We start from the raw sequence: 21,183 nt of genomic DNA, 5'->3' as shown, positions 1-21,183 counted from the left end.
GCGGCAAGGCTCGGACCCATGACTGACGCTGCCTATCCCGCCACGCGCCTGCGCCGCACCCGTGCCCATGCCTGGAGCCGGGCGATGCACCGCGAGACCGTGCTCACCTCCGCCGACCTCATCTGGCCGCTGTTCGTGACCAGCGGTTCGGGTGTCGAGGAACCGGTCGCAAGCCTGCCCGGCGTCTCACGCTGGTCGGTCGACGGCATTGCCAAGCGGGCAAAGGAAGCGGTCGAGCTCGGTATCCCCTGCATCGCGCTGTTCCCCAACACTCCGGCCGAAAAGCGCAGCGAAGGCGGGGACGAGGCCTTCAATCCCGACAATCTCATGTGCCGCGCGATCAAGGCCGTGCGCGACGCCTGCGGGACCGATATCGGCATCCTGACCGACGTCGCGCTCGACCCTTATACCAGCCACGGGCAGGACGGGTTGGTCGACGCGCAGGGCTATGTCCTCAACGACGAGACTGTTTCGGTGCTCGTCGACCAGGCGGTCAACCAGGCGAACGCGGGCGCGGACATCATCGCGCCCTCGGACATGATGGATGGGCGTGTGAAGGCGATCCGCATGGCGCTGGAGATGGACGGCCATCCGAATGTGCAGATCATGGCCTATTCGGCGAAATACGCCTCGGCCTTCTATGGCCCGTTCCGCGATGCGGTGGGGTCGGGCGGCCTGCTGAAAGGCGACAAGAAAAGCTACCAGATGGACCCCGCCAATGGCGACGAGGCCTTGCGCGAAATTGCGCTCGACATCGCCGAAGGGGCGGACAGCGTGATGGTCAAGCCGGGCCTTGCCTATCTCGACGTGATCTGGCGCGCGAAGGAGCGGTTCGGCGTGCCCGTGTTCGCCTATCAGGTTAGCGGCGAATACGCGTTGATCGAGGCGGGCGCCGCGGCCGGAGTGGGAGATCGCGACGGGCTGTTGATGGAAAAGCTGGTCGCCTTCAAGCGCGCGGGCTGTTCAGGCATCCTGACCTATCACGCCCCCGTGGCGGCACGGCTGCTCAATGGCTGATACGGTCCTTACGACCGAACGCCTCATCCTGAGACCTCCCGCGGCCGGAGACCTGCCCTTCGTGCAGGCGCAGATGAACACGCCTGCCGTCATGCGCTTCCTCGGCGGCACGCCGCGCAGCGAAGACGAGGTGGCGGCAAGCTTCCAGGCCGATCTCGAGGCCTTCGACAGCGGAGGCCATCGCCGCTGGACCGTCTGGTTGCGGGAGGACGAGTGCCGCGTGGGCCGCTGCGGCCTCTTCCGTGTTTATACTGAAGCCGCACCCGAGGCTTTGCAGGCCGAACACGAGATCGGCTGGACCCTCGCCGAGCCGTTCTGGGGCCGCGGCTACGCCACCGAGGCGGCGCGCGCACTGCTCGGCTTCGCTTTCCGGGAACTGGGGCTCGCCCGGATATATTCGCAGACCAGCGATTCCAACCAGCCCTCGACGAAGATGATGCAACGGCTGGGTTTCACGCATTTGCCGCAGCTCGGCTATGTCGATCCGCTCTATCCGCCGCGCGACAACCCGACCACGGTCTGGCGCCTCACCGCCGAAGAATGGAAAGCCACGTGACTGCCTTTCGCCACGAAACCGACCGCCTGATCTTGCGCGACTGGCGCGAGGAGGATTGGGAGCCGTTCTGGCACGCCACCAACACGCCTGCCGTCATGGAGTGGCTGGGCGGCGTGTGCAATGACGCCAAGCGCGACGCAGCCCAGCAGAGATTGCTGTCCTATCAAGAGGATCATGGCCACACCTTCTGGGCTGTCGAGCGCAAGGAGGATGGCGTCATCCTCGGCTTTTGCGGCCTCAAGCGCTGCAACCAGAAAGGCGGACCGCTGGGCGAGATGGAGGTCGGCTGGCGGCTGCGCGAAGACGCCTGGGGCAAGGGCTATGCGAAGGAGGCGGCTGCGGCTGCGCTCGATCTCGCCTTTACCCGCTTCGGCGCGGAGCAGGTGATCGCCCTCACGGTCGAACCCAACGCGCCGAGCTGGGGCCTGATGAAGTGGCTCGGCATGGAGCGGCGCGCGGATCTCGATTTTCCCAACGACGATTTCGGCGCGGACACGATCATCGTCTATTCGATTGGCCGAGCGGACTGGAGAGGCCTCGATGGCTGATATCATTGCCGAGACCGACCGCCTGATCCTGCGCACGATCGAAGAGGGCGATGTCGAACGCCAGATGCGCGTGCTCAACACGCCCACGGTAATGGCGCATCTTGGCGGGCCGAAGGAAGCGCATGAGATCGAGGCGAAGCACGCCAAGGGGATGCAGCTCTACGCCCGGCGCGGCTTCAGCTTCCTGATGCTTATCGAGAAGGACACCGGCGAACTCGTCGGCCATGCCGGCATCAAGGAGGTCGACAACCCCCATGCCCCGAACCCGGGCGACCACGAGATCGGCTGGCTCATCCGCGAGGACCGCTGGCGGCGCGGCTATGCGCGAGAGGCGATGGAAGCCGTGCTCGAATGGGCGTTCGGGCGGGTCGATGCACCCCATGTCGTCGCGCTCACCAGCGAGGCGAATACCGCAAGCTGGAAGCTGATGGAAAAACTCGGCATGGTCCGCCGCAAGGACCTCGATTTCGAAGAGCCGGATAGGCCTGCAAGGGACAATCCGGTGATCCAGTATTCGCTCACGCGCGAGCAATGGGAGACCGCGTCATGAACCGCCCCGGCGTCAACATCATCCCGATCCACGGCAAGACGCCGAAGATCCACGACAGCGCCTTCATCGCGCCCGGATGCACGATCATCGGCAATGTCACCATCGGGGCCGAAAGCTCGATCTGGTACAATTGCGTGCTGCGCGCCGACGTCAGCCGCATCGAGATCGGCGAGAGGACCAATGTGCAGGACGGCAGCGTGCTGCATTGCGACCCGGAACGCCCGGGTGACCCTGACGGCAGCCCGCTTATTATCGGCGATGACGTACTCATCGGCCATATGGCGATGATCCATGGGTGCCGGATCGAGAACCGCGGCTTTGTCGGCCTTGGCGCCATCGCGATGAACAAGGCGGTGATCGGCAGCGACGCCATGCTGGCGGCCGGTGCCATGCTCACCGAGGGCAAGGTCATGGGCGCGCGCGAACTGTGGGGTGGCCGCCCCGCGCGCAAGATGCGCGATCTCGACGATGCCGCCGTGGCCGCAATGCGCATGGGCGTGGCGCATTACGCCGAGAACGCCAAGGCGCATTCCCAGGCGGTCGATGAAACGCTCAAGGGCTGAATTCCCGCCCCGCGATGCCTTAACGGCCTTGCTCGATAGCGAGGGCAGGGTGGTGATCCGCGTCACACCCGGAGCGCGCACCGAAAGCCTCACTCTCAATGAGGGCGGATTGGCGGCAAAGGTCCGCGCCAAGCCGCAGGACGGGGCCGCCAACGAAGCGGTGCGCAAGCTCCTCGCCGCCGCCTATGGCGTGCCACCGTCACGTGTCGCGTTGCTGCACGGTGCCACGTCGCGCGAGAAACTGTTCCGGATCGACCGCTAGCGTCAGGCCGGTCTTGCGTAGCGCACCATGTGCGGCACGAAATCGGCCTTTCCGATCGCCAGGCCGTTGTGCCGCAGGAGGGCGTAAGCCATGGTGGTGTGAAAGTAGAAATTGGGCATGGTCCAGTCGCGGATATATTCCTCCGCGCTCATTACGAAGCGCATGCCGTTGGGCAGGGTAAAGTCGATCTCGCCATCCGGTCCGGTGGTACCGGATTCGCGCACTGTGGCGAGTTTACCTTTCATTTCCTGTAACTTGGACGCTACTTCCTCGAGCGAGGCGTAAGCCTCTTCATCGAGTACCTGCTTCATCCCGAAAACGCGCTCGAGCGCGATGTTGAGCTGGTTGATCGCAACGCGGAACTGCGTTTCGAGCGGAAACATGTCCTCGGCCAGTTTCGTCTCGAGCACGGCATCGCCCATGTCCGCCTTCATAGCCTTGCCGACCACGTTCAGCAGCGATCCCAGCATATTATCGAAGGTGGCAAAGGCGCTTTCGGCGTAACTCATCGCAACATTCTCCCATGGGTGCGGGATATATGTAGCGCGCGCCGCGCGCGCTTCAATCGGCGATCAACGCCCGTAGCGCCTCGATCCGGTCGGCTTCGTGGGGCGGCTTGTCCCAGCGGATGCGGTGGATACGGGGGAAGCGCATGGCGAGGCCGGACTTGTGGCGCTTGCTTTCGTGCACGCTGTCGAAAGCCACCTCGAAGACGAGGCTTTTGTCGGTCTCGCGCACCGGGCCGAAGCGGTTGATCGTGTTGCTGCGGACATGGCGGTCGAGCTTCTTCAGCTCCTCGTCGGTGAAGCCCGAATAGGCCTTGCCCACGGGCAGCAGGTCCGCACCCCGGTCGGGATCGCCGTCCCAGCAGCCAAAGGTGTAGTCCGAAAAGAAGCTCGACCGCTTTCCGCTCCCGCGCTGGGCGTACATCAGCACGCAATCGACCAGCAGCGGGTCGCGTTTCCACTTGTACCAGTATCCCACGCGCCGCCCGGCGATATAGGGGCTGTCTTTGCGCTTGAGCATCAGCCCTTCGATGGCGTCCTCGCGGCTGCCTTCGCGAATTTGCGCCAGATGGTCGAAATCCTTTGCCTCCACGACGGAGCTCAGGTCGAAATGCGAGTCGGGCAGGCGTGACGCCAGCGCTTCGAGCCGCCCGCGCCGCTCGGTCCAAGGAAGCGGGCGCACATCGACACCTTCTATCAGGAGCGCGTCGTAAAGCCTTATGAAGGCGGGGTATTCCTTGAGCATCTTCTTGGAGACGGTCTTGCGGCCAAGGCGCTGCTGGAGGGCGTTGAAGCTTGCCGCCCCGCCTTCTTCGCCGCCCTGGTGTGTGCCGCGGACCAGCAATTCCCCGTCGAGCACCGCGTTCATCGGCAAAATGTCGAGAAATTCCGGGAAAGTGGCCGAAATATCGTCGCCCGAGCGGGAAAACAGGCGTGTTTCGCCGCCCGCGCGCACCAATTGCACGCGAATCCCGTCCCATTTCCATTCCGCCGCGTAATCCGCGAGGTCGACGACCGTCTCTTCCAGCGGATGCGCGAGCATGAAGGGGCGGAAGGTGGGGAGGTTTTCGATATCGGGCGGGTCGGCCCCCTCGGCAGCCCAGGCGAAGAGATCGGCGTAGGGCGGGGTGAGGCCGTGCCAATACTCCTCCACCTCGTCCACCGGGACATCGAAGGCCTGCGCGAACGCCGTCTTGGCAAGACGCGAGGAGACGCCAATCCGCATGCCGCCCGTGGCGAGCTTCAGCAGCGCGTAGCGACCCGAAGAATCGAGCCGGTCCAGCAGCTTGGGAAGCTCTGTTAGCACCGTCTTGCGGTTCATCTCGTCCAGCAGCGCGACCGTTTCGCTGACCGTGGGCGGGGAGGGGGGCTCGTCGGGCGCGGGCCAGAGCAGGCTTGCCGTTTCGGCGGTATCGCCCACGAAGTCGCGGCTCAGCGTCCAGAGGACGGGGTCGATGCGGTCCTTCAGGAGATTTCGGATGGTCGAACTCTTGACCGCCGGGAAGTCGAGCCCGTCGGACAGCGCCGCCAGCGCCCATCCGCGATCAGGATCGGGCGTGGCGCACAGGTACTCGGCGATCAGCCGCAGCTTCTCGTTGCGGCTGCGGGTGTAGACCAGCGCGTCGATGAGGGCGGCGAACTCTTCCACGCCTAGTCGTCCTCGTCCTCGTAACCGACCAGCGCCAAGGCGCGGGCGCGGCGCTGGTGGAGTTGGCACCAGCGCAGCAGCGCGTCCTCGCGCCCGTGGGTGATCCAGTTTTCCTGCGCGTCGACTTCGCGGATCGTCCGCGTCAGCTCGCCCCAGTCGGCGTGGTCGGAGATCACCAGCGGCAGCTCGACATTGCGCTGGCGGGCCCGCTGGCGAACGCGCATCCAGCCCGAGGCCATGGCCGTGATCGGTTCGGGCAGGCGGCGGCTCCAACGGTCGTTGAGCGCAGACGGCGGGCAGATGACGATATGGCCGCGGATGTCATCCTTCGTGGCGTCGGCGACCAGCCGCAATTCGCCGAGATTGACGCCATGCTCCTCATAAAGGCGGCACATCTTCTCCATCGCACCGTGGAGATAGATCGGATCGTGATGCCCTGCCGCGCGCAGTTCGGCGATGACCCTTTGCGCCTTGCCCAGAGCGTAGGCGCCGACGAGCACGCAACGGTCGGGATAGGCGCGCAGGCGGTCGAGCAGTTTCGCCATTTCCTCTTCGATGGGAGGGTGCTCGAAGACGGGCAGGCCGAAGGTCGCCTCGGTGATGAAAATGTCGCAGGGCGTGACTTCGAAGGGCGGGCAAGTGGGGTCGGCGCGGCGCTTGTAGTCGCCGGTGACGATCACCCGCTCGCCGGCGTGTTCCAGCAAGATCTGCGCACTGCCTAGCACGTGGCCGGCGGGAATGTAGGTCGCGTCGACGCCGCCCTTCAGCCGGATCGTCTCGCCATATTCGACCGGCACGGCGCGGTGGGGGATCTCGCCGGCGTCGTCTTCGGCGCCTGTGCGATAGCGCAATTCCATGATCGCCAGCGTTTCGGGCGTCGCCACCGTTTCGCCATGGCCGCCGCGTGCATGGTCGGCGTGGCCATGGGTGACCAGCGCCCGGTCGACCGCGCGGCTGGGATCGACCCAACAATCGGCGGGCGGGATGTAGATCCCGTGCGGTTCGGGTTTGATCCAGGAAAAGGGCGCGGCCATCGCTTGGTTAAGCGAGGGCAGCGCCTGTGCGTTCCCGGCCTGGGTTCCCGTCAGGCGCTTTCGGGCTTGGCGCGCAGCCGCTCGAACACGCGCTTCAAGGTCGGTTTCTGCCCGGTCGAAAGCAGGCTGGCGCGGAAAAGGCGGCCGAGAAACACGAGTTCGAGCGCGATGGCCACGGCAAGCAGGAGGCCCGACCCGATCAGCACCCAGGTCTCGATCCCCATGCCGAGCCGCGCGAGCACGGCGAAGGGCGTCCACAGCGGGACCCAGGTCAGCACCTGCACCATCAGCCCGTCCTTACCCGCAACGATCATCTGCAGGAGGAAGGTGATCGGCAGCAGGATCGCCAGCAGCACGGGCATGAGATAGCCCTGCGCCTCGCTCATCGAATCCACCATCGCCCCGATGGCGACGAAGATGGCCGAGATGCCGATATAGCCAGCGATGAAGAAGTAGACGATCGCGAGAATGATCCCGGGCGAGGAGATGGGCTCCAGCGCCGGGCGGATCATGTCGGCAATCACGCCGTGGGTCGCGTAGGCTGCGATGCCTGCACAACCTGCCCATACGAGGATCATCAGCAGCCCGACCGAAAGGCCACCCAGCAGCTTACCATACATCAGCTCTTCGGGGCGAATGCAGGCGAGGAGCGATTCCAGCAGCTTGTTCGAGCGTTCCTCGACCGAGCCCTGCAGCATCCAGCTGCCCGACAGCATCAGGCTCATCATCAGGATATAGGACAGCGCCAGCGGCACGATGGAGCGCACCAGCAGCGCCTCGCGCGCGCCGTCGCCCGGCGGCGGTGTCGTGACGGCAATAGCGGGTGCGGCGGACTGGATCGCGCGGGCCTCGTCACCCGAAATACCGCGCTGGGCGAGCAATTGCGTGCGTAGGTCACCAGTGAGGACCTCCTGCAGCACGGTGACGAAGCTCGAACGTGGCTGGTTGGCGGAATAGAGCCCTATGCGCGGGTCCGCCGGATAGGTCTCGCCGATCAGCAGGACCACTTCGGGCGCGTCCGCGGCATCGCTGTCGAAGAGTTCTTGCGCGGCTTCGGCAAATCCCTCGCCTTCCAGTGCGTCTAGCGAGGCAGGGGCGGGTTGGAAGGTGTAGAGCGGCTCTTCCGGTTCGAATTCGGGCACGCCTTCGGGGCGCACCGCCTCGATCTTCTCGATGGCGGCATCAACGCCGCCCGCTTCGCGGAAGGCGGCAATATCCTCGGCGGTGTACCAGCGGTCGTGCTGCGACCAGGGCGCGTCGGGATCGGCGCTCTCGAGATCGTAGCGCTGCACATGACGCGAGAGATTGCGCAGTGTGTTGCGGTCATCATCCTCGGCAAAGCGCGCTTCGAGGGCTTCGGCCACACCGCTTTGCGAGCGGTCGACCACGGCCACGCGGGTCGGCTCCTCGTCCGACAGATTGTCGCCAAGCAAGGGCCCCAGCGCCAGCGCGACGGGCAGGATGAGCAGGGTGAGCCAGAAGCTCTTCATTGCAAGAATTTGGCGGATCTCGCGCCTGGCGACGAGCAGGACGTTGGTCATCATTCCTCCACTCCTTCCCCGCCGACCAGTTCGACGAAGATATCGTGCAGGCTGGCATGGCGTTCGTCCCAGCGGCGAAGCGCAACGCCGTGGGTGCTGCAATGTTCGAGCACGCTGGCCGCCTCGACGCCCTGGTCGAGCTCGACCTGCCATTCCTGCCAGCCGTCCTGCGGCGTCCCGAGCCTTTCGGCCGAGGCGACGCCGGGCAGGGCGGCAAGATCGCCCCGGCTGTTGGCGATCAGGCTGGCGGGCAGCTTGCGGCGGACCTCCTCCAGCGTACCCTCAAAGCGCTTGCGGCCCTTGCGCAACAGCAGCAGGCGGTTGCAGAGCCGCTCGGCGTGCTGCATGACGTGAGTCGAGAAAATGACTGCCGCGCCGCGCTGCGATGCGCGCAGGATCTCGTTCTCGAGCAGGCCCTGATTAACGGGATCGAGGCCGGAAAAAGGCTCGTCCAGCATCAGCAATTGCGGCTGGTTCACGAGGCTGGTCGCAAGCTGGACCTTCTGCGCCATGCCCTTGGACATATCGCCGATATCGCTCTTGGCGCGGTCGGCGAGGTCGAATCGTTCGAGCAGTTCCATGCCCCGGCTGCGCGCAGAGGCGGTGTCCATGCCCTTGAGGCGACCAAAATAGACGATCGTGTCGATCGCGCTCATGCCGGAATAGAGGCCGCGTTCCTCGGGCAGGAAGCCGATGGCGGCGGCCTGGCGCCGGTCGGGGGCGCTTCCGAGCACGGAAATTTCGCCGGAGGTCGGCCGGATGATGTCGAGTACCATGCGCAAGGTCGTCGTCTTGCCCGCGCCATTGCCGCCAAGAAAACCGAAGATCTCGCCCGGCGCGACGGAAAAGGACAGACCGTCCACGGCGAGCACATCGCCGAAGCGCTTGACCAGATTGCGTACTTCCAGAACCGGCGTGCTCATGTCGTTCCCCAAAACCCAGTACAGGGCTATGGCGGATTTGCGGATGCGACAAGCGTTTGCGCGACCAAAACGCAAAAGGGGCCGACAAGCGCCGACCCCTTTCTTGGTGATTTACGGGAAGCAGGCTCAGCTTTCGCCGTCCCCCTCGCTCTTGCCTTCGCTGGCGCCCGCTTCCGGCTTCTTCTTGGCCGCAGGTTTCTTCTTCGGCGCCGGTTTCTTCTTGGGCTTTTCCTTGGGCGGGGCCGGGGTGAGCTGGAAGGCGGGTTTGCCGTCCTTCATCGTCACCGAAACCTCGCCGCCATCGGCCAGCTTGCCGAACAGCAGTTCCTCGGCGAGCGGTTGCTTGATCTTTTCCTGGATCAGGCGGCCCATGGGCCTCGCCCCGTAGAGCTTGTCGTAGCCCTTGTCGGCCAGCCAGGCGCGGCTTTCCTTGTCGAACTGGATGTCGACATTCTGTTCGGCCAGCTGCAGTTCGAGCTGGAGGATGAACTTGTCGACGACGCGCGCGACGGTGCTCTTGCCGAGATAGCCGAAGGGCACGATGGCATCCAAGCGGTTGCGGAACTCCGGCGTGAACATGCGCTTCACGGCCTCTTCGCTCGCATCTTCCTTCGACACGTCGCCGAAGCCGATGCCCTGCTTGGCCATATCGGACGCGCCCGCATTGGTGGTCATGATGAGCACCACGTTGCGGAAATCGACCGTCTTGCCGTGATGGTCGGTCAGGCGGCCGTTATCCATCACCTGCAGCAGGATGTTGAAGAGGTCGGGATGCGCCTTCTCGATCTCGTCGAGCAGCAGCACGCAATGCGGGTTCTGGTCGATCGCGTCGGTGAGGAGACCGCCCTGGTCGTATCCGACATAGCCCGGAGGCGCACCGATAAGGCGCGAAACGCTGTGGCGCTCCATGTATTCGGACATATCGAAGCGCTTCAATTCGATACCCATGATGCTGGCGAGCTGGCGCGCGACTTCGGTCTTGCCGACGCCGGTCGGGCCGCTGAACAGGAACGAGCCGATCGGCTTGTCCGGATCGCGCAAACCGGCGCGGCTGAGCTTCATCGCGGTCGCAAGCTTGTCGACGGCAGCGTCCTGCCCGAACACGACATGCTTGAGGTCGCGGTCGAGGTTCTGGAGGGCCTTCTTGTCGTCGCTCGACACCGATTTGGGCGGGATGCGCGCCATAGTCGCGATCACAGCCTCGATTTCCTTGGCGGTGATCTTCTTCTTGCGACGGCTGGGCGGGACCAGCATCTGCATCGCGCCGACTTCGTCGATCACGTCGATCGCCTTGTCGGGCAGCTTGCGGTCGTTGATGTAGCGCGCCGACAGCTCGACCGCGGTCTTGATCGCGTCGGGCGTGTATTTGACCTTGTGATGCTCCTCGAATGCCGAACGCAGGCCCTTGAGTATGGCCACCGTGTCCTCGATCGTCGGTTCGTTGACGTCGATCTTCTGGAACCGGCGCAGCAATGCGCGGTCCTTCTCGAAGTGGTTGCGGAATTCCTTGTAGGTGGTCGACCCGATGCAGCGGATCGCGCCGCTGGAAAGCGCAGGCTTCAGGAGGTTCGAGGCGTCCATCGCCCCGCCGCTGGTCGCGCCGGCACCGATCACCGTGTGGATTTCGTCGATGAAGAGGATTGCCTCGGGCATGTCCTCCAGCTCGTTGACGACCTGCTTCAGCCGCTCCTCGAAATCGCCGCGATAGCGCGTGCCGGCAAGCAGCGCGCCCATGTCGAGCGAATAGATCACCGCGTCTTCGAGCACTTCGGGCACGTCGCCCTCGACGATCTTGCGCGCGAGGCCTTCGGCAATCGCGGTCTTGCCGACGCCCGGATCGCCCACATAGAGCGGGTTGTTCTTCGAGCGGCGGCAGAGGATCTGCACCGTCCGATCGACTTCCGGACCACGGCCGATCAGCGGGTCGATACGCCCGTCCTCGGCCTTCTGGTTGAGATTGACCGTGAACTGGTCGAGCGCGGTTTCTTTCTTGTCGCCGGGCTTTCCGGCCTCGGCGCCCGGTTCGCCCTGCGCTTCTTCCGCGCCCTGTGGAGGCTTGCCTTCGACCTGCTTGCCGCCCTTGCCGATGCCGTGGCTGATGTAGCTCACCGCATCGAGACGGCTCATGTCCTGCTGCTGCAGGAAATAGACGGCGTAACTGTCCCGCTCGGAAAACAGCGCGACGAGCACGTTGGCGCCGGTCACTGTATCCTTGCCCGACGACTGGACATGGAGGATGGCGCGCTGGATGACGCGCTGGAAGCCGGCGGTCGGCTGCGGGTCCGCGCCTTCCTCGCTCTTCAGCGCCTGGTATTCCTGTTCGAGATACTGCTTCACCACCGCCGCAAGCTCGCCGGTGTCCACGCCGCAGGCCTTCATCACCGCGGCAGCATCCTCGTCGCCGATCAGCGCGAGCAGCAGGTGCTCGAGCGTGGCGTATTCATGGCGGCGCTCGCCCGCATCGGTGAGCGCGGTATGGAGGGTCTTTTCGAGGTTGGCGGCAAAACTGGGCATCAGGTCTCTGCTTTCCGAAGGACTCGCGTGGAAGTGCGATGGCGACAGGCTACCTCTTCAAGGTTAGCCAAAGCTGTATGTTCCGAAGATATGGGGTCGAGGCGGCAGGATTGAAGGCCCTGCACCGTCTCAATCCTTTCGGCCGAACAGCGCATCGGCCGCGTCTCGATGGGCCGCGGCCTTCAGCCGGTGCGATTCCACGCGGGCGATTTCCGCTTCCAGCAGGGCGATGCGTTCGTCCAATTCGTCCTGCGAATAGGGGCCGAGGTCCTCCGCGGCGAGCTTGCTCGCGGCGTCGCCTTTGGGGCGGGGACGATCGTCGTCTTCCATCGCCTCCACAATCCACCGCACCCCGGTTGCTGTCAACACGCCCCCAAGGTAATGCACCGCTCGTTCAGGCGATGACGCCACGCTTTCAGGGGGCTCTTTTGGCGACTGGCTTACCTAAGACCATGACTGCAATGGGTTTCGATACGCCCGGCGGTCCCGAAGTTTTCCGTGCAGAAACGCTCGATCTGCCCCAGCCGGGGCCGGACCAGCTGCTGATCGAGGTCAGCCACGCCGGGGTGAACCGCCCCGACGTCATCCAGCGGCAGGGCTTCTATCCGCCGCCCCCGGGCGCCTCGCCGATCCCGGGGCTTGAGGTGTCGGGCAAGGTCGTCGCCATCGGGCCGGGCGTTGCGCCAGAAATGCTCAACCGCCGCGTCTGCGCGCTGGTGAGCGGCGGGGGCTATGCCGAATACTGCCTCGCCCACGCGGCGCATTGCCTCTCGGTTCCGCCGCATATGGACATGGCCGAAGCGGCCGCCATTCCCGAAACGCTCTTTACCGTGTGGCACAACGTCTTCGAGCGCGGCTTTGCTGTCGATGGCGAGACCCTGCTGGTCCATGGCGGCACGAGCGGGATCGGCACCATGGCGATCCAGCTCGCCAAGGCCTTCGAACTCGACGTCGTCACGACCGCCGGAAGCGAGGAAAAGTGCAACGCCGCCCGCGAGTTGGGCGCGGACCTTGCGATCAATTACAAGACCGAAGACTTCGTCGAGAAGGTCAACGACTTCACCGGCGGGAAGGGCGCCGACGTCATTCTGGACATGGTGTCGGGCGACTATGTTCAGCGCAATCTCGACTGTCTCGCGGTGGATGGACGCCATGTGACCATCGCCGTGCTGGGCGGGCTCAAGGCCGAGATCAACATGGCCAAGCTGATGAGCAAGCGGCAGGTGATGACCGGCTCGACGCTGCGTCCGCGTTCGGACGAATTCAAGGCGTTGCTCGCCGACGAGATCTACACCCACGCCTGGCCGCTGTTCGAGGACAGGACCATCGCGCCGGTGATGGACACGACCTTCCCGCTCGCCGAAGTGTCCGCCGCCCATGCGCGGATGGAAGCGGGCGACCATATCGGCAAGATCGTGCTCGAGGTGCGTCCGGCGGAGTGACGCCAAAGCGTAGCAATTACCTGATTGTGTAACGGAAAAGAGATTCGCACGTAACATTCGGCTGCTAGCCGTCCCCCAATACAGCTTCGGGGGATGAAGCATGACCGAACTGCCGCGAAACCTGTCCGACTTCACCAATGTCGCGGGGTTTCCGCCCGTCGGACCCAGCGTGCCCGAGCGCACCGTGGGCGAGCGACGCAAGTATCGCACAATCTGGATCAGCGACGTCCATCTCGGCACCAAGGGCTGCAACGCCGAGCTGCTGATCGACTTCCTCGACCATACCGACAGCGAGACGATGTACCTTGTGGGCGACATCATCGACGGCTGGCGCCTGAAGAAGAAGTTCTACTGGCCGCCCGAGCATAACGACATCGTCTGGCGTATCCTCAAGCGCGCCAAGCGCGGCACGCGGATCGTCTACATTCCCGGCAATCACGACGAGATGGTGCGCCCCTTCTCGGGCATGGATTTCGGCGGGGTCGAGATCCGCCGCGCCGCCTTCCACGACACCGCGGACGGCCGCCGCCTGATGGTGCTCCACGGCGACGAATTCGACACGATCATGCTCGCCCATCGCTGGCTCGCCTTCGTGGGCGACGCGCTTTACCACATGATGATGAAGCTCAACGGCTGGGTCGCGAGCGTGCGCAAGCTTTTCGGCCTGCCCTACTGGTCGATCAGCAAGGCGGCCAAGCACAAGGTCAAGAATGCGGTCGAGTTCATCTCGAAATACGAAGAAGTCGTCGCCCGCGTCGCCGGCGAACGCGGAGTCGACGGCGTCGTCTGCGGCCACATCCACACCGCCGAAATCCGCGATTTCGAGCATGAAGGACGCCAGATCGCCTATTACAACGACGGCGACTGGGTCGAGGGATGCAACGCGCTGGTCGAACATTTCGACGGCACGATGGAACTGCTCCACTGGCCCGAGGAAGTCGCGGCGCGCGAGGCGCGGCTGGCTGCCAAAAATCTGGCAGCGGCATGAAATTGCTCAAGGACGGCATGCCCGCCCCGCGTATCCGCTCGGAGGAGAAGCAGCGGGTCGCCATCGTGACCGACGCCTGGCTGCCGCAGATGAACGGTGTGGTTCGTACGCTCACGACAACATGCGAAATCCTGCGCGAGCAGGGGCACGAACTGCTGGTGGTCTCGCCCGACCAGTTCACTTCGCTGCCGTGCCCGACCTATCCGGAAATCCGCCTGGCGATCAGTCCACCGGGCGCGATTTCCCGCAAGCTGCGAGACTTCGGCCCTTCCGCGATCCACATTGCCACGGAAGGTCCGCTGGGTGTGGCGGCACGGCGCTATTGCGCCCGCAGCGGCACGCCGTTCACCACCGCCTATCACACGCAATTCCCCGAATACCTTGCCCGGAGGACCCACCTGCCGGCCGCGTGGTTCTGGCGCTATATCGAGTGGTTCCATGCGCCTGCGCGCCGAGTGCTGGTAGCGACCGAAAGCATTCGCGAGGAATTGCGCACCCACGGGCTGGGCAAACTGCATCACTGGACGCGCGGTGTGGATCTCGCCTGTTTCGATCCCGTCGCCCCGCCTCCGAGCGAATACGCCGACCTGCCCAAGCCCATCCAGCTTTATGTGGGGCGCGTGTCGGTCGAGAAGAATATCGAGGCGTTCCTCGAGGCCAGCCATCCCGGCAGCAAGGTGGTGGTGGGCGATGGCCCGGCGCTCGAGGCGCTGAAGCGTAAATATCCCGAGGCCCTGTTCCTGGGCCGCAAGTCGGGCGCCGAGCTGGCCGGGTGCTACGCCGGGGCGGACGTCTTCGTTTTCCCCAGCCGGACCGACACCTTCGGCCTCGTCATGATCGAGGCGCTGGCCTGCGGCACGCCCGTGGCCGCCTATCCCGTAGCGGGGCCGCGCGATATCGTGACCGACGAGGTGGGCGCGCTGTCGGAGGATCTCGACCGGGCGATCGACGCGGCGCTCTATTGCGACCGCCGGGCCTGCGCCGAATACGGCGCGCGCTTCAGCTGGGAAGCGGCGACGGAGCAGTTCCTGTCAGGCCTCGCCGCGCTCGATCCCGAGCCGCTGCCGGTCTAAGAGAGAGCCTCAGGCTCCGGCGCCCCAGCCGCCATCGTCTCCGTCCCCGCTTGCATCCGCACCCCATCCGCCGTCATCAGCGGGGTAGTCGCGCTCGGGAAGTTCGTTGTCCTCGCCCCAGCCGGCCGCTTCGCTTTCCATCGCGCCGAAGTCGAAGCCGTCGAAACCGCCCATATAGGCCTTTGCCGGATCGACCTGCTGCGCCGCCAGTGCGACCAGCGCGAGGGTCAGCTGCAGCTCCTTGGTGCTCGCCGCATCGCCCGTCATGCGCCACTGCTCTTTCCAGGCGAGGAGGTTCTTCTTCAGTTCCGCCTCGACCTTTTCCTCGCTGAGATATTGCGCGGCGCCCATGTCGACTTGTGGCACATCCACGGCGACCGCGATCTGGGTCGAGGGGCCCTGCTGGGTGAAGTCCATGCGGATTTCCGCCGGGTCGTAGCCATCGGCGGCGGGAATGGTGAAGGTCAGGCCTTCGGCGTCCGATGTCATCGTCGCTGCCAGCACGCCGGGCAGCGAGAGGGTCTGGTCGTGCATCACGGCGAGGTTCTGCTTCATCGCCGAAGCGTTGCCCGAAACATCCAGCGTGAAGTCGGTGGAATTGGACGAGCCGCACCCGGCAAGCGCCAGCGCGGCAAGAGAAACGACCCAGTTACGCATGATCACAAACCCCCATTTGTTCACCACGCCATTTACCAGCGCTGCGTTAAGCAAGTCTTGCGCGCCGCATTCGCTTGCCGAATCCGCCGCTCTCGCCTACATGAGCCGGGCAATGGCCGCTCCGCGAGGGGCGGCCCTTCTATTTTGAGACATTCGAGAAGGCATATTCCATGGCCGACCAACCCACCCCGCTGATGCCGCACGCGACCGCCACCTGGCTGGTCGACAACACCGGGCTTTCCTTCGAACAGATCGCGGAATTCTGCGGTCTTCATATCCTCGAAGTGCAGGCCATGGCGGACGATCTCGCGGGCAGCAAGTACACGGGCCGCGACCCGCTCCATTCCGGCGAGCTGACGCAGGAAGAGATCGAGAAGGGCCAGCAGGACCCCGAATACCGCCTCAAGATGCAGCGCGCGCCGGTCGCGGTCAGCCGCACCAAGGGTCCGCGCTACACGCCGGTTTCCAAGCGTCAGGACAAGCCCGACGGCATCGCCTGGCTGCTGCGGAGCCATCCGGAAGTGTCGGACGCGCAGATCTCCAAGCTTATCGGCACCACGCGCAACACGATCACCGCGATCCGCGAGCGCAGCCACTGGAACATCCAGAACATCCAGCCCAAGGATCCAGTGACGCTCGGCCTGTGCTCGCAGCGCGAGCTCGACGCCGTGGTGGCCAAGGCGGCCAAGAACCTGCCGGCTCCCGAAGAAGGCGCGGAAGTGCCTGCCGCCCCCAGCGGCGCGAGCGATCGCGAGAAGCTGATCGAGGAACTGCGCGCCGAGCGTGACGCCAACGAAAAGGCTGCTGCCGAAGCCGCGCAGGAAGCCGAGGCCGAGGCATGGCTCACCGCCAAGCGGGCCGCCGAAGCCGAAGAGGGCGCGGGCGAAGCCTGATCCGTGGCTGATAAATTACAGGAAGGGCGGGAAGGGCAGCAGCTTTTCCCGCCCTTTTTGCTTGCGTTTGAATGCAGTTGCGCCATGCTACTGACATGGATGTAAATAGCTACACCTATCACCATCCCACGAGGTGGGACGCGCAGTTCCAGCTGGCGAGCCTGCCCGAGCTGCTCGAGCAGACGGTGGCGAAGTATTCGAACAAGCCCTTTCTCCATTTCCTCGGCCGCAGCTACACCTACGCCGAGATGCATCGCGAGGCGCAGCAATTCGCCGCGGGGCTGATCGCGCGGGGCATCAAGCCGGGCGACAGGGTGGGGCTGTTCCTGCCCAATGTCCCGATCTATGCCTCGGCCTATTACGGGGCGATGATGGCCGGCGCCATCGTGGTGAATTTCTCGCCGCTTTACACGGTGGAGGAGCTGGCCTGGCAGGTCGCCGATTCGGGCACGCGCCTGCTGGTCTCGCTCGACGTGCCCGAACTCTACGCCACCGCCGCGAGCGTGCTCGAGTGTTCGGAGCTGGAGACGCTGGTCGTCGGCTCGCTGGCCGACATGCTGCCGTGGTACAAGGGGTTGGCGCTCAAGACGCTGGGGCGGAGCAAGGTGGCCAAGGTCGCCTATTCGAACACTATTGTCGGTTTCGGCGATATGCTTGGCGATCCGGCCAAGACCAGCTTCCCGCCCATTGATGCGGCCCAGGACATCGCGCTGCTGCAGTACACCGGCGGCACCACGGGCCGACCCAAGGGCGCCATGCTCGGCCATTCCCAGCTGGCCATGAACGCGCAGCAGACCGCGGGGCTCAATCCCTTCGGCGATCCATCGAACGAAATCTTCATGGGCGCGCTGCCCTTTTTCCATGTCTTCGCCAACACCGCCCTGCTCAATCACGCGATGGTCACCGGCGGCTCGATCGCCATGGTGCCGCGCTTCGATGCAGGACAGGTGCTAGACACCATTGCCAGGTACAAGGCCACCGGTTTCCCGGGCGTGCCGACGATGTTCCAGGCGCTGCTCGACCATCCCAAGCTCGCCAAGACCGATCTTTCCTCGCTCAAGGTCTGCATTTCGGGTGGTGCGCCCATGCCCGCGCCCGTGCACGACAAGTTCGAGGCGGTGACCGGCGTGCGCGTGGTCGAAGGCTATGGCCTGACCGAAAGTTCGGGCGTGGTCTCGGCCAATCCCTATGAGGGTGTGCGCAAGAAGGGCACGATCGGCCAGCTGGTCATGGGTACGGAAGTGATTTTACTCGACAAGGAAGATCCCGAAAAGCTCGCCCCTGAAGGCGAGCCGGGCGAACTCGCGGTCCACGGCCCGCAGATCATGCGCGGCTACTGGAACAAGCCCGAGACAGGCAACGACACCTTCGTGGAACGCGACGGCAAGCGCTACCTGCGCACAGGCGATGTCGCAGTGATGGACGAGGACGGCTTTCTCGAGATCGTCGACCGCATCAAGGACATGATTGCCGTCGGCGGCTTCAAGGTCTTCCCGAGCCAGGTCGAGGACGTATTGCTCGAAAACGACGCAGTCAAAGAGGTCCTCGTGATCGGCGTACCCGATGAATACCTCGGCGAGCGCCCGCGGGCCTATGTGACGCTCAACGACGAAAACGCGACGGCGGAGGACCTTTGCGAATGGCTCAACGCCCGCGTCGGCAAGCACGAGCGGGTCGAAAGCATCGTGATCCGCGAGGAACTGCCGAAGACGCTTGTCGGCAAGCTCGACCGCAAGGCCCTGCGCGCCGAACTCGGCATCTAGTTTTCCGAACGCAAATATGGAGAAGGCCGCCCCTGCTCTCTGGCAGGGACGGCCTTCATCCTCTCCAAACGGAGGAAATCAGTTCGCGAGCTGAAGCTCCGGCTTCGCGTCGCCCTTGGGCGCGGCGGCGGCCGTCTTCTTCGGGTTGCGATGGGCAAAGCGGCCTTCGACCTGCGCACCCTGCTCGATGGTCAGCGCGTCGTAAAACACGTCGCCGGTGATGCGGGCGGTCTTGAGGATCACCAGCTCGCGCGCGGTGATCGACCCGTCGACCGTGCCGGCAAGGCGGGCGGTTTCCGCTTCCACCGCGCCGGTGACCTTGCTGGTTTCGCCCTGCACGAGGCTGGTGCAGGCGATGTCGCCTTCGACACTGCCGTCGATGTGAAGGTCGGCCGAGGCCTTGATGTCGCCCTTGATGGCGAGGTCCGAACCGAGGACCGAGAAAGTGGAGCTGTTCTTGGAAGCCATGGAGGAAGTGCGTCCTGGATTAGTGGGCGGCGTGGGCGAGCTCTGGGGCTCGGCGGATTTCTTCGAGAACATTGGGGGCTGTCTCCAGGAAGGTGCGGGGGTTGAGAGGCCGTCCGTTGCTGCGAACCTCGAAGTGGAGGTGCGGGCCGCTCGAACGTCCGGTGCTGCCGATAGCACCGATGACCTCGCCCGGCTGCACCGTTTCGCCGACCTTGGTGCGGAAAGCCGACATGTGGGCGTAGCGGGTCATGAGGCCGTTGCCATGCGTGATCTCGACCGTGTTTCCGTAACCGCCCTTGCGGCCGACGAAGGTGACGCGGCCCTTGGCGGCGGCGTAGATCGGGGCGCCGGTGGCGCCGCGGAAATCGAGGCCGTTGTGCATGGCGGCGCGGCGGTTGAACGGATCGCGGCGATAACCGAACTTCGAGGTGATGATGCCGTTGGCCGGAGCGAACTGGGGCACGCCTTCCAGCGCCTGCTCGAGCGCGCTCATGCGGGCCATCGAAAGGCCGAGACGCTCAAAACGCGGGTCGATCGTGCCGTTGGCGTCGGTGGAAAGGCCTTCGAGCGGACCACCCATCGCCTGGCGTTCGCTGCGACGCACGACGGCGTCGGGATTGATTTCGAGCTTCTTGAGCGCATCGGCGGCGCGCTGGGCGCGCCAGTCGGCGTAGCGGGTCAGCCCTTCGACGACGGCCAGCTGGCGGGCTTCGATGCGGGCGAGTTCGGCGGCCTGAGGGAAAGCGGCGCTGACTTTTTCGACCGTGGCGGCGGCTTCGCCCGAGGAATCGCTGATGCGCGTGTCGACCTTCATGTCGGCGGGCAGCAATTCGGCGACACCTTCGATGAATTCCATGCGGCGATCGAGGTCGCTGCTGACCGCTTCGAGATTGTCACCGTAAGCGGCAAGACGTTCTTCGGAGGTGGCCACCTTGGCTTCGCGGCTCAGCAGGCTCGCGCGGTCGGCGCTGGCGCTGTACTGCGCCCAGCCGGCAATCGCCAGCGACACCGCCCAGACGAGCGCGACGAAAACAGCCGTACCGGCCGCAGCCTTCTGCACTCGCGAGGAGATGGTGATGAATCGAACCTGGCCTTCCGAACGCATGAAAAATTCGCGATCCGGAAACCAGCTGTTGATACGGCTTACCCAGCCGAGCTTGGCTTGTGTGTTGTCCAAAACGACCCGTCCCTTGGTCTTTTATCCCTGAGACCGGTGGTATGCGAGAATCCTAATAAAATCGAATCCGGGTTCCCGTAGAATCCACGAGTTGAGTAATCGACGGGACGAAGCGTTTCATCGTTGAAGAATTTTCGACAAATCGCAGGCTCAAAAAGTTTCAAACTCGTTAACCATGGCCTCGCGAATCGTGAACGTTCTCATGCGCTGACAGGGCGCAAGCACCCTGTTAGGTGGGGGGAATGAAGACGCTGCCGATGTACGCCCACCCGTGAGTCGGACCGGCCCGAGAATCGGCCTGCTCGGCGGCAGTTTCAATCCGGCGCATGGCGGGCACCGGCGTGTCTCGCTGTTCGCGAAGGAGGCGCTGGGGCTCGACGAGGTCTGGTGGCTGGTGTCGCCCGGAAACCCGCTCAAGCCGAAAAAGGGCATGGCGCCGCTGGCTGCGCGAGTCGCGGCCGCTACGGCGCAGGCGAAAAGGGCCCCGATCCGCGTCACCGCGATCGAGCGCGAGCTCGGCACGCGCTATACGGTCGACACTCTCCGCGCGATCACCAACCGCTTTCCCAAGCGCCGCTTCGTCTGGCTGATGGGGGCGGACAACCTCGCGCAATTCCACCTCTGGCGCGATTGGCGGGGGATCGCCCGCAGGATGCCGATTGCGGTGATCGCGCGGCCCGGCTATGATGCTGAAGCTGTCGCAAGCCCCGCGATGGCCTGGCTCAGACGCTTCCAGCGGCCTTTGTCCAGTTTTCGAAATGGGGGCGAATGGAGCGCACCGGCACTGGTGACATTGCGTTTCGATCCCGACCCGCGTTCGGCCACGGCCATCCGCCGCGCCGACCCCGACTGGGCATCGCGCCACGCCGGTTTTTCCCCGCGAGACCAGGTTACACACCGTCTTATTCCCGCAAGGGAGGAAACGACCACGTGAGGAATCGCGTTGTTCTTTCCATGACGCACCCTATCTCGAGGGCCTACCAACTCAGGAGCAAGACAAACGCCTATGACTCAGGCGCATACAGACCCGGCTGCCTCCGGGACCACGAATGCGAAGGTT

General features: G+C 64.6%; 22 protein-coding genes. 12 read left to right on the top strand and 10 right to left on the bottom strand.

The features are described from left to right. The first annotated feature begins 18 nt into the window (after positions 1-18). The 6 genes from hemB to K3148_RS05205 are packed head-to-tail and all read left to right on the top strand — an operon-like array spanning position 19 to position 3,496. Positions 19-1,017 (top strand): porphobilinogen synthase, encoded by a 999-nt coding sequence (gene hemB, locus K3148_RS05230; RefSeq protein WP_221426256.1) that lies wholly within the window; start codon positions 19-21, stop codon positions 1,015-1,017. Continuing rightward, positions 1,010-1,573, top strand: a complete 564-nt coding sequence (locus K3148_RS05225; protein ID WP_221426255.1) for a GNAT family N-acetyltransferase — start codon at positions 1,010-1,012, stop codon at positions 1,571-1,573. Before hemB ends, K3148_RS05225 begins: the two co-directional genes overlap by 8 nt. Then, positions 1,558-2,121: a GNAT family N-acetyltransferase gene (locus K3148_RS05220; RefSeq protein ID WP_221426254.1), complete on the top strand. Its 564-nt coding sequence runs from the start codon at positions 1,558-1,560 to the stop codon at positions 2,119-2,121. The genes K3148_RS05225 and K3148_RS05220 overlap by 16 nt, the downstream gene beginning before the upstream one ends. Beyond that, entirely contained in the window at positions 2,114-2,671 is a 558-nt protein-coding gene (locus K3148_RS05215) for a GNAT family N-acetyltransferase (protein WP_221426253.1), read from the top strand. The genes K3148_RS05220 and K3148_RS05215 overlap by 8 nt, the downstream gene beginning before the upstream one ends. After that, positions 2,668-3,234, top strand: coding sequence for a gamma carbonic anhydrase family protein (locus K3148_RS05210; RefSeq protein WP_221426252.1), 567 nt, complete (start codon positions 2,668-2,670; stop codon positions 3,232-3,234). Before K3148_RS05215 ends, K3148_RS05210 begins: the two co-directional genes overlap by 4 nt. Continuing rightward, positions 3,215-3,496: a DUF167 domain-containing protein gene (locus tag K3148_RS05205; RefSeq protein ID WP_221426251.1), complete on the top strand. Its 282-nt coding sequence runs from the start codon at positions 3,215-3,217 to the stop codon at positions 3,494-3,496. Before K3148_RS05210 ends, K3148_RS05205 begins: the two co-directional genes overlap by 20 nt. A 2-nt stretch (positions 3,497-3,498) precedes the next feature. On the opposite strand, the gene K3148_RS05200 is transcribed toward K3148_RS05205, so the two are convergent. The 7 genes from K3148_RS05200 to K3148_RS05170 form a co-directional block, all read right to left on the bottom strand. Beyond that, on the bottom strand, positions 3,499-4,005 hold the full coding sequence (locus tag K3148_RS05200; RefSeq protein WP_221426250.1) for a DUF1993 family protein: 507 nt from the start codon (positions 4,003-4,005) through the stop codon (positions 3,499-3,501). A 52-nt stretch (positions 4,006-4,057) separates the two neighbouring features. Continuing rightward, on the bottom strand, positions 4,058-5,650 hold the full coding sequence (locus K3148_RS05195) for a cisplatin damage response ATP-dependent DNA ligase (protein WP_221426249.1): 1,593 nt from the start codon (positions 5,648-5,650) through the stop codon (positions 4,058-4,060). Positions 5,651-5,652: 2 nt separating this feature from the next. Beyond that, positions 5,653-6,684 (bottom strand): ligase-associated DNA damage response exonuclease, encoded by a 1,032-nt coding sequence (locus tag K3148_RS05190; RefSeq protein WP_221426248.1) that lies wholly within the window; start codon positions 6,682-6,684, stop codon positions 5,653-5,655. Between the two features lie 50 nt (positions 6,685-6,734). After that, entirely contained in the window at positions 6,735-8,228 is a 1,494-nt protein-coding gene (locus K3148_RS05185) for an ABC transporter permease (RefSeq protein WP_221426247.1), read from the bottom strand. Next, positions 8,225-9,148 (bottom strand): ABC transporter ATP-binding protein, encoded by a 924-nt coding sequence (locus tag K3148_RS05180; RefSeq protein WP_221426246.1) that lies wholly within the window; start codon positions 9,146-9,148, stop codon positions 8,225-8,227. The genes K3148_RS05185 and K3148_RS05180 overlap by 4 nt, the downstream gene beginning before the upstream one ends. A gap of 126 nt (positions 9,149-9,274) precedes the next feature. Continuing rightward, the gene (gene clpA / locus K3148_RS05175) at positions 9,275-11,662 is read right to left on the bottom strand and encodes an ATP-dependent Clp protease ATP-binding subunit ClpA (protein WP_221426245.1); all 2,388 of its coding nucleotides are present in this window, start codon (positions 11,660-11,662) and stop codon (positions 9,275-9,277) included. A gap of 129 nt (positions 11,663-11,791) precedes the next feature. Then, complete coding sequence (locus K3148_RS05170; protein ID WP_006832873.1) at positions 11,792-11,992, bottom strand: DUF1192 domain-containing protein; 201 nt, start codon at positions 11,990-11,992, stop codon at positions 11,792-11,794. 122 nt (positions 11,993-12,114) lie between these two features. Between K3148_RS05170 and K3148_RS05165 the strand changes: the two genes are divergently transcribed. From K3148_RS05165 to K3148_RS05155, 3 genes are all read left to right on the top strand, one after another. Next, positions 12,115-13,104: an NAD(P)H-quinone oxidoreductase gene (locus K3148_RS05165; RefSeq protein WP_247711647.1), complete on the top strand. Its 990-nt coding sequence runs from the start codon at positions 12,115-12,117 to the stop codon at positions 13,102-13,104. A 100-nt stretch (positions 13,105-13,204) separates the two neighbouring features. Then, the gene (locus K3148_RS05160) at positions 13,205-14,092 is read left to right on the top strand and encodes a UDP-2,3-diacylglucosamine diphosphatase (RefSeq protein ID WP_221426244.1); all 888 of its coding nucleotides are present in this window, start codon (positions 13,205-13,207) and stop codon (positions 14,090-14,092) included. Then, on the top strand, positions 14,089-15,165 hold the full coding sequence (locus tag K3148_RS05155) for a glycosyltransferase family 4 protein (protein ID WP_247711646.1): 1,077 nt from the start codon (positions 14,089-14,091) through the stop codon (positions 15,163-15,165). Before K3148_RS05160 ends, K3148_RS05155 begins: the two co-directional genes overlap by 4 nt. Before the next feature lie 9 nt (positions 15,166-15,174). Here the strand turns inward: K3148_RS05155 and K3148_RS05150 are convergent, their stop codons facing one another. Then, entirely contained in the window at positions 15,175-15,822 is a 648-nt protein-coding gene (locus K3148_RS05150; protein WP_221426243.1) for a hypothetical protein, read from the bottom strand. Between the two features lie 170 nt (positions 15,823-15,992). On the opposite strand from K3148_RS05150, the gene K3148_RS05145 reads away from it, so the two are divergent. Further along, positions 15,993-16,715, top strand: coding sequence for a DUF1013 domain-containing protein (locus tag K3148_RS05145; RefSeq protein WP_221426242.1), 723 nt, complete (start codon positions 15,993-15,995; stop codon positions 16,713-16,715). A gap of 95 nt (positions 16,716-16,810) precedes the next feature. Further along, positions 16,811-18,478 carry a long-chain-fatty-acid--CoA ligase gene (locus tag K3148_RS05140; RefSeq protein WP_221426241.1) on the top strand — a complete coding sequence of 556 codons (1,668 nt, stop codon included), beginning with the start codon at positions 16,811-16,813 and terminating at the stop codon, positions 18,476-18,478. Positions 18,479-18,556: 78 nt separating this feature from the next. Here the strand turns inward: K3148_RS05140 and K3148_RS05135 are convergent, their stop codons facing one another. Beyond that, positions 18,557-18,946 (bottom strand): bactofilin family protein, encoded by a 390-nt coding sequence (locus K3148_RS05135; RefSeq protein WP_221426240.1) that lies wholly within the window; start codon positions 18,944-18,946, stop codon positions 18,557-18,559. A 19-nt stretch (positions 18,947-18,965) separates the two neighbouring features. After that, a complete protein-coding gene (locus tag K3148_RS05130) occupies positions 18,966-20,123 on the bottom strand; it encodes a peptidoglycan DD-metalloendopeptidase family protein (protein WP_221426239.1) in 1,158 nt (385 codons plus the stop codon). 271 nt (positions 20,124-20,394) lie between these two features. On the opposite strand from K3148_RS05130, the gene K3148_RS05125 reads away from it, so the two are divergent. Then, positions 20,395-21,057, top strand: coding sequence for a nicotinate-nucleotide adenylyltransferase (locus tag K3148_RS05125; protein ID WP_221426238.1), 663 nt, complete (start codon positions 20,395-20,397; stop codon positions 21,055-21,057). The last annotated feature ends 126 nt before the right edge of the window (positions 21,058-21,183 follow it).

This window comes from Qipengyuania aurantiaca (assembly GCF_019711375.1).
GTDB classification, from domain to species: Bacteria; Pseudomonadota; Alphaproteobacteria; order Sphingomonadales; family Sphingomonadaceae; genus Qipengyuania; species Qipengyuania aurantiaca.
This window is presented reverse-complemented; position numbering and strand designations above follow the sequence as displayed.